Here is a 13,940-nt window from a genome sequence, read left to right as displayed (position 1 = left end):
CATGAACCTGTCGCGCGTGTTCATCGAACGCCCGGTCGGCACCGTGCTGCTGGCGGTGGCGGTGCTGCTGTCCGGCGCGCTGGCCTGGGCGATGCTGCCGGTGTCGCCGATGCCGCAGGTCGACTACCCGGCGATCAACGTCGACGCGCGCCTGCCCGGCGCCGGCCCGGAGACGATGGCCGCCAGCGTGGCCACGCCGCTGGAGCGCGCGCTGGGCACGATCCCCGGCGTCACCGAGATCCGCTCCAGCAGTTCGCAGGGCTCGGCGCGGATCGACCTGCGCTTCGACCTGGGCCGCGACATCGACGACGCCGCGCGCGACGTGCAGGCCGCGATCAACACCGCGCGCAGCCAGCTGCCCAGCGGCATGCCCGGCCTGCCGACCTACCGCAAGATCAATCCCTCGCAGGCGCCGGTGATGGCGCTGGCATTGACCTCGGACACGCTGTCGCGCGGCCAGCTCTACGACGTGGCCGCCACGATCATCGCGCAGAAGCTGGCGCAGATTCCCGGCGTGGGCCAGGTCAACATCGGCGGTGGCTCGCTGCCGGCGGTGCGTGTGTCGCTGGATCCGAACGCCCTGAATCACCAGGGCCTGGCGCTGGACGAAGTGGCCGGTGCGATCCGCGACGCCAACGCGCTGCGTCCGCTGGGCAGCGTCGAGGAAGGCCAACGCCGCTGGCAGATCGAGGCCAACCTGCAACTGCGCACCGCGCAGGACTACCGCGACCTGCTGATCGCCTGGCGCGACGGCCGCCCGGTGCGGCTGGGCGATGTGGCCAATGTCGGCGAAGGCACCGAGGACCGCTACGCGGCCGGCTTCCACAACGAGCGCGACGCGATCCTGCTGGTGATCAACCGCCAGCCGCAGGCCAACATCATCGAGACCGTCGATGCGATCCACGCGCAGCTGCCGGTGCTGCGCGCGCTGCTGCCGGCTGCGGCCGAAATGACCGTGGTGGTCGACCGCTCGCCGGTGATCCGCGCCACCCTGCGCGAGGCCCAGGTCACCCTGCTGCTGGCGATCGCGCTGGTCGTGCTGGTGGTGCTGGCGTTCCTCGGCAACCTGCGCGCGGCGCTGCTGCCGACCTTCGCGATTCCCGTGTCGCTGGCCGGCGCGCTGGCGATCATCTGGATGCTCGGCTTCTCGCTCAACACGCTGTCGCTGATGGCGCTGATCGTGGCCACGGTGCTGGTGGTGGACGATGCGATCGTGGTGCTGGAGAACATCTCGCGGCATCTCGAGCAGGGCCAGCCGCCGCTGCAGGCCGCACTGCGCGGCGCCGGCGAGGTCGGCGCGACGCTGCTGTCGATGAACATCGCGCTGGCCGTGGTGTTCATCTCGATCCTGTTTCTGGACGATTTCGTCGAGCGTCTGTTCCGCGAGTTCTCGATCACCCTGGTCGCGGCGATGGGCGTGTCGCTGCTGGTCTCGCTGAGCCTCACGCCCAGCCTGTGCGCGCGCCTGCTGCGCCGGCGCGATGCGGCCGCCGCCAACGATGCGCCGCCCGCGCGCAATCCGCTGGCGCGCTTCGCGACGCGTCATTTCGACCGGATCCGCGACGGCTACCTCGGCTCGCTGGACGCCACCCTGCGCTTCCTGCCGGCGATGCTGCTGGGCTTCGTCACCGTGGTCGGGCTGAACATCTGGCTGTTCGGCCAGGTCCCCAAGGGCGTGGTGCCGCGCCAGGATACTGGCCAGCTGCGCGGCTTCGCCCGTGGCGACGACGGATTGTCGTTCCAGGTGATGCAGCCGAAACTGGCGCAGTACCGGCAACTGCTGCTGTCCGATCCAGGCATCGCCGAGATCGGCGGCTTCGTCGGCGGCAGCAGCGGCGTCAACAACGCCTTCATCCTGATCCAGGCCAAGCCGCTGCACGAGCGCGGCGTGGCCAGCCAGCAGATCATCGACCGCCTGCGCCCGCAGATGCCGCAGATTCCGGGCGGACGCATGGGCCTGTGGGTCGACCAGGACATCAACCTGGGCGGTGGCGGCGGCGACAACGGCGAGTACGACCTACGCCTGCTGTCCGACGACCTCGACCTGCTGCGGCTGTGGACGCCGCGCATCCAGGATGCGTTGTCGAAACTGCCGCAGCTGACCGACGTGGAAGCGGCCGGCGACGAAGGCGCGCGCCAGGTGGTGCTGGAGATCGACCGCGACGCTGCGGCCCGGCTGGGCGTGGACGTGCGCACGATCGCCGACGTGCTCGACAACTCCTTCAGCCAGCGCCAGGTCGCCACCCGCTACGACAGCCTCAACCAGTACCGCGTGGTGATGGAACTGGACCCGCGCTACACGCAGACGCCGGACACGCTGGACCGGGTCTACGCGATCGCCGGCGACGGCCGCCGGGTGCCGCTGTCGGCCTTCGCCAGCTACCGCTACGGCATGGCCAACGACCGCGTGCAGCATCGCCAGCAGTTCGCCAGCACCAGCGTCGACTTCGCGCTGGCGCCGGACGTGCGCCTGGAGGACGCGATGGTCGCCATCGACGACGCGCTCGCGCAGCTGATGCTGCCGGTCGCGATCCAGGCCCGGCACGGCGATGCGGCCGACGGCCTGCAGAAGCTGCGCGACCGCCAGCTGTGGATGATCCTGGGCGCGATCGTCGCGGTCTACATCGTCCTCGGCATCCTCTACGAGAGCTACGTGCTGCCGCTGGCGATCGTGTCGAGCCTGCCGTCGGCCGGCGTCGGCGCGCTGGTCGCGCTGATCTGGTTCGGCAGCGAACTCAATCTGATCTCGATGCTCGGCCTGTTCCTGCTGGTCGGCGTGGTGATGAAGAACACCATCCTGATGGTCGACTTCGCCCTGTCCGCGCAGCGCGGGGGCAAGGACCCGCACACCGCCATCCACGAGGCCGCACGGCTGCGCTTCCGGCCGATCCTGATGACCAGCATCGCCGCCCTGCTCGGCACGCTGCCGCTGATGATCGCCACCGGCGAAGGCTGGGAGATGCGCCGGCCGCTGGGCCTGGCCATCGTCGGCGGCCTGGCCGTCAGCCAGGTGCTGACCCTGTACACCACACCGGCGATCTACCTGGCGCTGGCGCGGCTGCGGCTGCGCTGGACGCGCCCGGCCGCCGTGCCGGAAGCGGCGCCGCAGGAGCGCTGAGCCCGGCTCCTCCGCGACGCGCCTCGAGCGCCGTCGCGAGCATGCCCTGACGGCAGATGGCGGAGAGCGGGAGCGCGGTGCAGGACGGATGCGTGCGTTTCTGAAACCGCACGCACGGGCAGCCGGGGCCGCGCGCGCTGGAATCCGCTTACGCCTCCATCTGATCCGCGTTCCGTGAGCCGATGTGCAGCGCGCGCTCACGGACGGGCGATGACACGTTGCCGCGCATCGGCAGGAAGCGCCCGAAGCGGACTCATCCGTGCCAGTCGTCCTTTCCCGGAAGCGCGGACAGCGCCTACTGCCGCACCGCCGGCGCACCAGGTGATGCAAGCGTGCGGGCGCGCTCGTACAGCTGCTGCGCCCGTGCCGCGTCGCCCGCCAGCGCATGCGTTTCCGCCAGGCTGTCCCAGGCGTTGGCCGATGCGGGAAACAGCACGGTGTTCAGCGCGAACACCCGCAGGGCCGGCCCGGTCCCGAAGTTCTCGCGGATGCCGTAGCCGGCGTTGTTGACTGCGCGCTCGAGCGCCGCGTCGTCCAGCGACGTCGACGCGCGGATCGCAGCAGCCTGTGCCTCCACGTCGCCGTCCTCGGAAACGCGCAGCGCGACATCCTGCAGTGACTCGCTCAAGGCTTCCACCGGGAACCGCTCCGGCGCGATCCGCGCCATCACCCCGTCCACCAGCGTGCGCGACCACACGTTCTTCGCGCTGCCATTGGTCAGGTAGGCAATGATCCAGCCGCCGTCCTGCTGCGCCTCGTCGAACACGATCCGCACGCGCACCTGCGCGCCGCCATCGTGCCCGAGCAGCCGGTACGCACCGCTCCGGCCCTGCTCCCATCCGCCTGCGAACCAGCCGCGGCGTCCATCCGGCAATGTGCGTGGCTGCCACGCCCTGCGCAGCACCGCGCGATCGACCAGCTCGCCCGCGTTCACCGCCTGCAGAAACCGCCCGAGATCGTCCAGCGTGATGTGGAGCCCGGCATGGCCCATGGCGTAGTCGGGCCATGTGATGTCCGGCGCCTCTGCCAGCCGTCCCTGCCGGCCCGTGTACCGGGTCACCACCTGGACGGGGGCCTGCGGCCGGCCGAGCCAGGTGTGGCGCAGCCGCAGCGGACGTAGCAGGCGCTCATCGACGATCCGCGGATACGGCATGCCGTACTGCGCGACCAGCACTGCGCTCAGCACCAGATAGTTGGTCTGGGTGTAGCGGATGTCGGTGCCGGGCGCGAACGCCAGTGGCCGGTCCGCCAGGGCGGCCCAGACCGCGTCCAGCGTGGCGGGGAGGGACGTCTCCAGCGCGGCGTTGTCGTCGTGCTGCGGGTCGAAGTACTCCGGTACGCCGGAGGTGTGGTCGAGGAAATCGCGGACCGCGATCGAGCGCCAGTGCGCAGGCAACCCGTGCACGTAGGTACCGACCGCGGTGTCCAGGTCCACCCGTCCCTGCTCGACCAGCTGCAGCACCAGCACGCTGACGAACAGCTTGCTCAGCGAGTAGCCGGCGAAGACGTGGTCGGCCGCGACCGGCGTCCCGGTGCCCACGTCGGCCAGCCCATCCACGCCGCAGAACACGACGCGGCCATCGTCGATCACCAGCAGGGCCTGCCCGGCGATGCCGTAGCGCACCCGGTTGTGCTCCAGCTGCGCGGTCAGCGCCGCGGACAGACCCTCATCCGCGGATGCCACGCTGGGCTGCAGGAACGCGCACGCAAGCAGCATCGCCATCGGGCGGATCAGACGCATCGGCCGGCCTCTGCAGCGGAACGCGCGGCCCGTGCACGCCAGAGCGCAGCCGGGCCATCCAGGCCGCGTGGTCGTTCCGTTCCCGCGCGGCGTGCCGGTGCACGCCATGCGTGGACCGCGGGCGAGTATCACACGCGCTTCGCGAGCCGCGGTATGCCGGGTGCTGCCGCGCTGCTCCGGCGCAACCGCGTCAGGCGGCCGCGATGTCCTCGCGCTGCGCGCGCCGCATGCGTACCGCCGCCGCCAGCCGCTCCAGCACCGCCACCGACGCCTCCCAGTCCAGGCAACCGTCGGTGATGCTCTGGCCGTAGGTCGGCGCCCGGCCGTCGATCAGGTCCTGGCGCCCGCCGACCAGATGGCTTTCGACCATCGCGCCGACGATGCGCGCATCGCCGGCCTCGATCTGACGCGCGATGTCGTCGATCACCGCCGGCTGGTTGTCCGGATTCTTGCCGCTGTTGGCGTGGCTGGCATCGATCATAAGGCGCGTCGGCAACCCGGCCTTCGACAGCACCTCGCTGGCGGCCTGCACGCTGGCCGCATCGTAATTCGGCGTCTTGCCGCCGCGCAGGATCACGTGGCAGTCCGGGTTGCCGGCGGTGGTCGCCACGGCCGAGCGGCCGTCCTTGGTAACGGCCAGGAAATGATGGGCGTGCGAGGCGGCCATCACCGCATCGGCGGCGATGCGCACGTTGCCGTCGGTGCCGTTCTTGAAACCGACCGGGCAGGACAGGCCGGAGGCCATCTCGCGATGGATCTGGCTCTCGGTGGTGCGCGCGCCGATCGCACCCCAGGCGACCAGATCGCTGATGTACTGCGGCGAGATCGTGTCCAGGTATTCGCAGCCGGCCGGCAGGCCCATCAGGTTGATCTCGCGCAGCAGCGAGCGCGCCAGGTGCAGGCCGTGGTTGATGTCGAAGCTGCCGTCCAGGTGCGGATCGTTGATCAAGCCCTTCCAGCCGACCGTGGTGCGCGGCTTCTCGAAGTACACGCGCATCACGATCTCCAGCGCGTCGCCGAGCGTGTCGCGCAGCGGCCGCAGCCGGCGCGCGTACTCGAGCGCGGCCTTCGGATCGTGGATCGAGCAGGGCCCGATCACGACGGCGAGACGGTCGTCCTGCCCGTGCAGGATCGCGTGCAGCGCGCGCCGGCTGTCGGCGACGGTGTCCGACGCGGACTCGTCGCAGGGAAGCCGCGCGATCAGTTCGGCGGGCTGGACCAGCGCATCGATGCGGCGGATGCGCAGGTCGTCGGTGTGGGGTGCCATGGGTCATGCTCCTGGGAATCGGGTGTTCGGCTTCCCGCCGGAGACTGGCGACAAAAAAGCCGCCAGGGTCGCTGGCGGCTTTCGGGGGTGTCTGTTGGCTCGAACTTCAGAGCGCGCGTACCCCTTCCTCCGCCTGTGGCTTCGGAAAGTAGTACCAAAAGTAGAGGCTGGCGCGCGACGTGTTCACGGCGCCATTGATAGCAGCCGTTTTCCGGCCGCGCAACCGTTTCAGGAGCAACGTCGCCTGCGCGCGGGGCTCGGAGGGCCGCTGTCCGCAAGGATCGCCCGCCAGCGCGGCCATCGCCCGGACGGGACGCAGCCCTTGCAGCCCTTGCACCTGCCCGGCGTGGGAGCCGCGCGTGGACGCCGGTACGAGCACCGGCGATCCCTCCGCCGTGATGCGTCGATGGCGTGGCGCATGCAGCGGAGCGTGCAATTCGGAAGCGTCCGACAGCCGCATTCGATCATCTCCCCGACAAGGCCAGGTTCCGGGCGATGCGGCGTGCATGTTCAAGCGGCAGGGACACGTGATGCCTCCGGCGGCGCATCGTCGTCCGCGGTGGACCTGAGTTCCTGCAGCCCCGAATCGCTGGCCTCACAGCGTCGGCTGCGTGCAGGAGCTGCGTGATGCACAGCCCGCTCCCGCCACGGAAGCAGGTCAGCGGCCGCGATCACTACTGGACGCGGATACAGCGAGGCCGGTCCGGCAACATCGGACACCGGTCCTTCCTGGCATATCGCGGGCGCCATCCGTGCGCGCGCCGGGCCGTCCGGCTCCGGATGTTCTGATGTTCTGCAATCGCCCGCATCGCCCCGCTCATCCCGAAGCGCTGCCAGGCCGCACGGCTGTTGCCGGACAAAAGAAAACCCCGCCTCGCGGCGGGGTTTTCGATGACGCTACAACGGTGCGGGCTGGATCAGAAATCCATGCCGCCCATGCCGCCCATGCCGCCCGGAGCAGCCGGCTCGTCCTTCTTCGGCAGCTCGGCCACCACCGCTTCGGTGGTGATCGCCAGACCGGCGACCGAGGCCGCGTGCTGCAGGGCCGAACGGGTGACCTTGGTCGGGTCCAGGATGCCGAACGCGATCATGTCGCCGAACTCGCCGGTGGCCGCGTTGTAGCCGAAGTTGCCTTCGCCTTCCTTGACGCGGTTGACGACGACCGACGGCTCTTCGCCGGCGTTGGCGACGATCTCGCGCAACGGGGCTTCCAGCGCGCGACGGGTGATCGCGATGCCCAGGTCCTGGTCCGGGTTGATGCCCTTCAGGCCTTCAACGGCCTTCAGCGCACGGATCAGGGCGACGCCGCCGCCCGGGACCACGCCTTCTTCCACCGCAGCGCGGGTCGCGTGCAGGGCGTCTTCGACGCGGGCCTTCTTTTCCTTCATCTCGATCTCGGTCGAGGCACCGACCTTGATCACCGCAACGCCGCCGGCCAGCTTGGCCACGCGCTCCTGCAGCTTCTCGCGGTCGTAGTCCGAAGAGGTCTCTTCGATCTGCGCCTTGATCTGCTTGATGCGCGACTCGATGGCAGCCGTGTCACCGGCGCCGTCGATGATGGTGGTGTTCTCCTTGGAGACCTGCACCTTCTTGGCGCGGCCCAGATCCTTGATCGTGGCCTTCTCCAGCGACAGGCCCACTTCCTCGGAGATCACGGTGCCGCCGGTCAGGGTGGCCATGTCTTCCAGCATCGCCTTGCGACGGTCGCCGAAGCCCGGCGCCTTCACGGCGACGACCTTGACGATGCCGCGGATGGTGTTGACCACCAGGGTCGCCAGGGCTTCGCCCTCGACTTCCTCGGCGACGATCAGCAGCGGCTTGCCGGCCTTGGCCACGCCCTCGAGGACGGGCAGCAGGTCACGCACGTTGGAGATCTTCTTGTCGTGCAGCAGGATGAACGGGTCGTCCAGATCGGCCGACTGGCTCTGCTGGTTGTTGATGAAGTACGGCGACAGGTAGCCGCGGTCGAACTGCATGCCCTCGACGACGTCCAGCTCGTTCTCCAGGCCCGAGCCTTCCTCGACGGTGATCACGCCTTCCTTGCCGACCTTCTTCATCGCCTCGGCGATGATGTTGCCGATCGACTCGTCCGAGTTGGCCGAGATCGTGCCGACCTGGGCGATCGCCTTGTCGTCGGCGGTCGGCTTGGACAGGTTCTTCAGCTCGCCGACGGCGGCCACGACGGCCTTGTCGATGCCGCGCTTGAGGTCCATCGGATTGATGCCGGCGGCGACGGCCTTCAGGCCCTCGCGGATGAACGCCTGCGCCAGCACGGTGGCGGTGGTGGTGCCGTCACCGGCGATGTCGGAAGTCTTGGAAGCGGCTTCCTTGACGATCTGCGCGCCGATGTTCTCGTACTTGTCGGCCAGCTCGATCTCCTTGGCGACGGACACGCCGTCCTTGGTGATCGTCGGGGCGCCGAAGCTCTTCTCGAGCACGACGTTGCGGCCCTTCGGGCCCAGGGTGACCTTGACCGCGTTGGCCAGGGTGTTGACGCCCTTCAGGATGCGGGCGCGTGCGTCTTCGCCGAAGCGGACTTCTTTGGCTGCCATTTCAGTGATTCCTCAAAACGAATGCGTGGATGTTCGGGGTCGTGCGGGAGAAAGCGACGCTCAGCCGATGACGGCGAAGATGTCGTCTTCCTTCACCACCAGGTACTCGGCGCCGTCGAACTTGACCTCGGTGCCGCTGTACTTGCCGAACAGCACCTGGTCGCCGACCTTCACCACCGGGGCGCGCACGTTGCCGTTGTCCAGCACCTTGCCGGCGCCGACGGCGACGACTTCGCCCTTGATCGGCTTCTCGGTGGCCGAGTCCGGAATCACGATGCCGCCGGCCGAAACCTTCTCTTCCTCGGTGCGCTTGATCACGACGCGGTCGTACAGGGGCTTGATGTTGCTCATCTCAATCCTCGTTAAGTGATTGACAGGGTTGGAATTTGGGTGGCGAGTCTAGCACTCGCACCCTGCGAGTGCCAGAACCGCGGCCGCGTCGAAGGGGCTGCCTTGCGCCGGGGCGGTCTTCAGGCAGATGGGGGTCCCGCGGGGCCTTTCAAGGGGTGTGATGCCCAAAACGATCGGGCCGCCCGAAGGCGGCCCGATGTGACCATCAGAGGTAGCGGCTCCATTGGACCTGCCCGTCCACCGCCGGGATCGCCGGCGTGGCCTCGCAGACCGGCACGAAGACCTGGTCCGACGTCGTGGGCACCTTGATCTGGGCGCCGCCCTGGTCGATCAGTGTCGTGCTGTTGGGCTGGTTCGCACCGACCGTCAACGTGCCCTGCACCACGGTCACGTTGGCTGCCGTTTCCAGATTGCGGCCAAGGATGACGCTGCCGTAGATGTTCCAACCGGACAACGCTCCCGCTCCCTCGGTGGCGATCGCGACATTGCCGATCGGCAGACCGACGTGTGAGTTGCCATCCTGATCGGTCCACTGAGCGAAAGCCGGCGTGGCACCGCTCTTGTCACACAGGTTGGTCGGCCAGAAGGCGCCACCGCAGACGGTGCCCGGGGTCGAGAAGTTCGGCGCGATCAACTCGCCATGACCGGCCTGGGTCAGGGACACCTTGCCGGTCCCGGTGATCGTGTTGATCAGGTTCATCCCGCCAGCCGTGCCATCGACGGTGAACGGACCATCGAACCAGACCACGCCCTTCGGAAAGTTCGATACGCCCGTCACCTTCCAGCCGCCGCCGACCGTCGCGTCGCGGAAGCAATGCGCCCCCCCGTTGTTGGGATCGGTCTGCCAGTTGCAGGTCAGGAACGGGTTGCCCGTCCCCGCAGGCATCCGGCGCAGGTCACCGGTTGCCAGGTTGTAGGTGCCGTCGATCGACGCGCCGGCAGCGGTCTTCACGTTGCGGATGGTGAGCACCGGGGCGCCATCGCGGAACTCGAAGATGTAGTTGGCCTGGGCCTTGTAGGCCTCCGCGTCGACCGCCTTGACCCGAGCGTCGCAGAAGGGAATGCCCGGGAGGCCAGGCGACGTGCCGGTCTGGGCTGCCTGGACGCCTGCGGCCGCAGGCCCCTCGACCGGCGGAAGAAGCGTCCGGCTCCCCGAATAGTAGATCTGCCCGGCGATGCGTCCGGATGACGAGACCTTCGGGAAGTTCCAATGGTTGGTCGATGAGCTGCGGCCACCGCCACGCGCCCAGAGCTCACCGCCGCCAACCAGGGTCTGGATCGTGCCGGTGCCGAGCTGGAGATGGCCGTTGCTCTGCAGACGGGTGACGTTGGCCGAACCGGTCAGCCCACCGCCATTGTTGAGGCCAAGCGAGACATCATGGCCCCAGACCAGGCCGGTTGTTGCAAGACCCTGCGCCGTCACCCCACCTCCGAAGATCGAGCCGGAACGCAGCACGAAACTGTCGGGCATCGTTCCTTCGCCCTGCAGCCGCTCGCCCGCTGCGGCGGCGCCGCTGATCATGCCCGTCGCAGAATCGATGGTCAGGTCGCGCGGATCGAACACGAATTGACTGTTGTCGGTCAATGTCACCACGAAGGTCGCGGACTGCGCACTCGGCACCACCACGCCCGTGGTCCACGGAATGCCGCCGCCGGCGGTGGACGGGATCAGGGTGCCGCCCACGCGCGTACTGCCGACCACCGCATCCCCCACCATCACCGATGCCGCGTAGGCACCTGCCTTCAATGCAGCATAGCGAGCGCCCGACGAGGACCCGTCCAGCGTGATCGCGCGTGCCCAGAAGGTGGTGCCGTCCGGTGGCGTCATGCTGGAAACGCTGATCGCCCCTTCCGCATGCAGATGACCGTTGGAGGTAATGCCGCCGCCACTGAGCGTGATGTTGCCTTTGGCACAACCTGAAATCCGCGCCGACGACGAACTGCCGACGGTGAGATTTCCAGACACCGCGATGTTCTCGTACTGGTCGCCCGAATTACCCGTCACACCTAGCGAGCCGCCGGTGATGTTGAGATCGCCGTTGAACACCATGAGCGCCGGCGGTATCGATGCGCAGACGCCACCGGAGGAGCCGCTGCCGGGCGTGACGGTGTAGACGACTTCGACCGTGGACGTGGTCAGCGCGCTTCCTTCGCCTGCGGTACCGGTCACCTGGGCGGTGACGCGGTAGATCCCGTTTGTCGCCGTGCGGCAGACCTCCACCAGCCGCGCACGATTGATGCCGAGGCCATCGAGGCCATCGACATGAATCACGCCGCTTGCCGAATCCGTACTGTCGCAGGTGGCGACCCAGCCACCGCCGCCGCCCGTGCCGCCAGAGGCGGGCATGGATCCACCACCGCTGGCCTGCCCGACGCCGGTCGACCCGGAACCGGAGGCGGGAATCACCGAACCCTGGTCCAGCAGATCCCATCCGTCCCTGTTCGACCATGCGCTGACCTGGCTCGCCGCCACATTGCTCAGGCCCGCGCGCAATACCTCCACGCCCCGCCACGCAGCGCCCTGGGCGGCCGTGGTGGCGTGCACCGTCAGTTGCCGCTGCTGTCCGCCACGCAGCGAGTACGCCACGATCAGCACAGTGACAGTGACGGCCAGCGCAACCAGCAGCAGGATGAGGATCGTGGCGATGCCGCGCTGGGTGCGTCGACGACACGGAATGGTGGTGGTGCGTGACGTCATCACGATGCCCCATCGGGTGCGGTGCCCGCACCACCCGATGTCGCGGCGGCGAGATTGGGCAGACAGACGGAAAAGAGGATGCCGGCGTCGGTGTCATCGCCCGCCTTCAGGATCACGCGTTGCGATGAGGGCGCGGTACCACCCAGTTGCTGGGCGTACGGGAGGCCGCAGGCGTCGCCAGCCGAACCGTCCTTGTGCTCGAACACGGCATTGGCCAGCAGGTTGGCGCCGACCTCATCGGTCATCGCGGTGCCGTCGCGGTTGACCGGCACGAAGAAGGCCTCCTTCGAGGCGAGGAGGCTGTATCCGTCGGCCACCCAGCCATTCGGACTTGCGCAGGCGGAAGGCGTCAGCGCATAGACGCCAGCCTCGCGCGCACCCGATGCCTGACGCAGGATTTCCACGCCGGCGCACGACGTGGCGGATGCGGAAGTCCCCGCCCTGTAGCGCCAGACCACCCGCTCCTCCGAGACATCGATCCGGGGCTGCGTATCGGTCTCGGGGATCGCATAACCGGCTTGCTGCATCTCGATCTGGGTCGCCAGCATCGCAAGCGCCACCTGGCCATCGCGCAGGGCCGAACGCGATGCGTTTCCCGAGATTTCGATCATCATCTTGTAGATCGCGAGCATCGCCGCGATGGTCAGCAGCGAGATGACGAGCCCGACCATCATGCTGATCAACGTCTGGCCGCGTTGACGGCGGGAAGGACGCCGAAGAAACGGACGCGCCTTCATGATCCCTCCGCCGGCAGTTGCCGTGTTCCCACGACCAGCGCGGGCTGTCCCTCCGCGTCGCCCAGACCGAGATCGGCGGCAGCGACGCTGAGGATCACTTCCCGTGGAATCTCGTCGGGCGTGACGGTGGAAATGGCGCCAGCGGCCTCACCGAGCGTGAGCTCGATGCTGGCGGCCACCTCCGGGCAGTCCACCTCCGGAGTCACGACTTCCCCATCGGGCAGCGTGAACTGGCGATCGGTCTCGGGCAGCGTGCACAGCGCGACGCCCTTGTTCTGAAGCAGATCGCGCATGCGCTCGACCGCCAGCGCCTCGATCTTGGCATCGCGATGGCTGACCGAGATGCGGGAAGCCACGTGCGCCATCCCGGCCCCCACCAGCGCCGTGATCAGAACTCCCAGGAGGGCCTCGAGAAGGACGTCGCCGCGCTGGAGGCCCGGCCGGACCTGGCGCTCAGAGAAGCGAGACATCGACTCCCTCCTGGCTGCCCGCCGTGATCGACACCGATGCGCTGTCCGGCGAAACACACGCCGAGGCCACCAGATCGGTCGTGTCCAGCTGCCGGCCGCGACTGTCGTAGGCAGCGCACAGAAAATCCACGTCGGCGACCTTCATCGCCAGACTGTTGCCCGGACTGCTGATGCAGCCCAGCCAGGACACCCCGGCCGCAGCCTTGCCGGTGTCCTTGTCCGCACAGGACTTGCCGTCCGCCAGACAGGTCGACGCCAGCCATGCGCCGGACTCGCGGGTCACTACGCACAATGCGCTCTGGCCAGGCTGGTACAGCACCGCGGCAACGGCGACACCGGACGAGACCGCCTCAGGATTGCGCATGGCCAGCGCACGCGCCTGACCCACCGCCTCGATCAGGTTGCTGCGGGCGCGCATCTGACGCGCGCTGTCCACCCAGTCCATCGTGAATGGCGCAGCCGCCAGCAGCAGCAGCGCCATGATCGCGACACCGATCATCAGCTCGATCAGGGTGAAGCCACCATGCCTTGCCTGCGAAATCACCATGAGACGTCGCCAAACCCGGTGCAGCCGTCGTGGCTGCGCGCGTTGTCGGCATTCAGCGTCAACGTGCAGCCGGACAGCTTGCCGGCCGCGCCTGCGGCCGAGACCGTATAGCCGTTGGTGGTCGAATAGCTGAAGCCGAAATCGGCGGCCTTGGATGCCGGGCTCCAGCCCGGAAATGCAGTCTGTACGGCAGCGGTCGAGTCGGCGGCCGTGCCGGGATAGGAAAGCGTGCGTTGGCGATGGTTTTCCACGGCGGCCGACAACGCCTGCAGATCGGCCTGGGCCGTCCGGACCTTGCTGCGCAGGACGTAGTCCATGTAACTGGGCAGCGCCAATGCCACGAGGATGGCGATCACCGCCACCACGATCATCAGTTCGATCAGCGTGAAACCGCCCGCTCTAGGCTTCATGTGCACGTCCCCAAGACTCCCCGTCGTCTCGCCGGAACCCGCTGGTTCC

General features: G+C 68.4%; 11 protein-coding genes. 1 reads left to right on the top strand and 10 read right to left on the bottom strand.

Going from position 1 to position 13,940, the window contains the following annotated elements; genetic code table 11:
- Position 1: 1 nt before the first annotated feature.
- Positions 2 to 3,118: an efflux RND transporter permease subunit gene (locus IB242_RS16340; protein WP_192281909.1), complete on the top strand. Its 3,117-nt coding sequence runs from the start codon at positions 2 to 4 to the stop codon at positions 3,116 to 3,118.
- A 295-nt stretch (positions 3,119 to 3,413) separates the two neighbouring features.
- Here IB242_RS16340 and IB242_RS16335 read toward each other — a convergent pair whose 3' ends face one another.
- The 10 genes from IB242_RS16335 to IB242_RS16290 all read right to left on the bottom strand — a co-directional run bounded on the left by IB242_RS16335 (position 3,414) and on the right by IB242_RS16290 (position 13,891).
- Positions 3,414 to 4,841, bottom strand: a complete 1,428-nt coding sequence (locus IB242_RS16335; protein WP_192281906.1) for a serine hydrolase domain-containing protein — start codon at positions 4,839 to 4,841, stop codon at positions 3,414 to 3,416.
- A gap of 208 nt (positions 4,842 to 5,049) precedes the next feature.
- Positions 5,050 to 6,126, bottom strand: a complete 1,077-nt coding sequence (locus tag IB242_RS16330; RefSeq protein ID WP_192281904.1) for a 3-deoxy-7-phosphoheptulonate synthase — start codon at positions 6,124 to 6,126, stop codon at positions 5,050 to 5,052.
- A 106-nt stretch (positions 6,127 to 6,232) separates the two neighbouring features.
- Entirely contained in the window at positions 6,233 to 6,586 is a 354-nt protein-coding gene (locus tag IB242_RS16325) for a hypothetical protein (RefSeq protein ID WP_192281901.1), read from the bottom strand.
- Between the two features lie 457 nt (positions 6,587 to 7,043).
- Entirely contained in the window at positions 7,044 to 8,678 is a 1,635-nt protein-coding gene (gene groL, locus IB242_RS16320) for a chaperonin GroEL (RefSeq protein WP_192281898.1), read from the bottom strand.
- 60 nt (positions 8,679 to 8,738) lie between these two features.
- Positions 8,739 to 9,029: a co-chaperone GroES gene (groES, locus tag IB242_RS16315; RefSeq protein WP_192281895.1), complete on the bottom strand. Its 291-nt coding sequence runs from the start codon at positions 9,027 to 9,029 to the stop codon at positions 8,739 to 8,741.
- Positions 9,030 to 9,234: 205 nt separating this feature from the next.
- Positions 9,235 to 11,727 (bottom strand): hypothetical protein, encoded by a 2,493-nt coding sequence (locus IB242_RS16310; RefSeq protein WP_192281892.1) that lies wholly within the window; start codon positions 11,725 to 11,727, stop codon positions 9,235 to 9,237.
- Positions 11,727 to 12,464, bottom strand: coding sequence for a prepilin-type N-terminal cleavage/methylation domain-containing protein (locus IB242_RS16305; protein WP_192281889.1), 738 nt, complete (start codon positions 12,462 to 12,464; stop codon positions 11,727 to 11,729). The genes IB242_RS16310 and IB242_RS16305 overlap by 1 nt, the downstream gene beginning before the upstream one ends.
- On the bottom strand, positions 12,461 to 12,934 hold the full coding sequence (locus IB242_RS16300; protein ID WP_192281886.1) for a hypothetical protein: 474 nt from the start codon (positions 12,932 to 12,934) through the stop codon (positions 12,461 to 12,463). Before IB242_RS16300 ends, IB242_RS16305 begins: the two co-directional genes overlap by 4 nt.
- Positions 12,918 to 13,481, bottom strand: coding sequence for a prepilin-type N-terminal cleavage/methylation domain-containing protein (locus IB242_RS16295; RefSeq protein WP_192281883.1), 564 nt, complete (start codon positions 13,479 to 13,481; stop codon positions 12,918 to 12,920). Before IB242_RS16295 ends, IB242_RS16300 begins: the two co-directional genes overlap by 17 nt.
- Complete coding sequence (locus IB242_RS16290; protein WP_192281880.1) at positions 13,475 to 13,891, bottom strand: type IV pilin protein; 417 nt, start codon at positions 13,889 to 13,891, stop codon at positions 13,475 to 13,477. The genes IB242_RS16295 and IB242_RS16290 overlap by 7 nt, the downstream gene beginning before the upstream one ends.
- Between the last annotated feature and the right edge of the window lie 49 nt (positions 13,892 to 13,940).

This window comes from Xanthomonas sp. XNM01 (assembly GCF_014851915.1).
Taxonomy (GTDB): domain Bacteria; phylum Pseudomonadota; class Gammaproteobacteria; order Xanthomonadales; family Xanthomonadaceae; genus Pseudoxanthomonas.
Note: the sequence above shows the minus strand (reverse complement) of the source record. Positions and strands in the feature narration are given on the sequence as shown.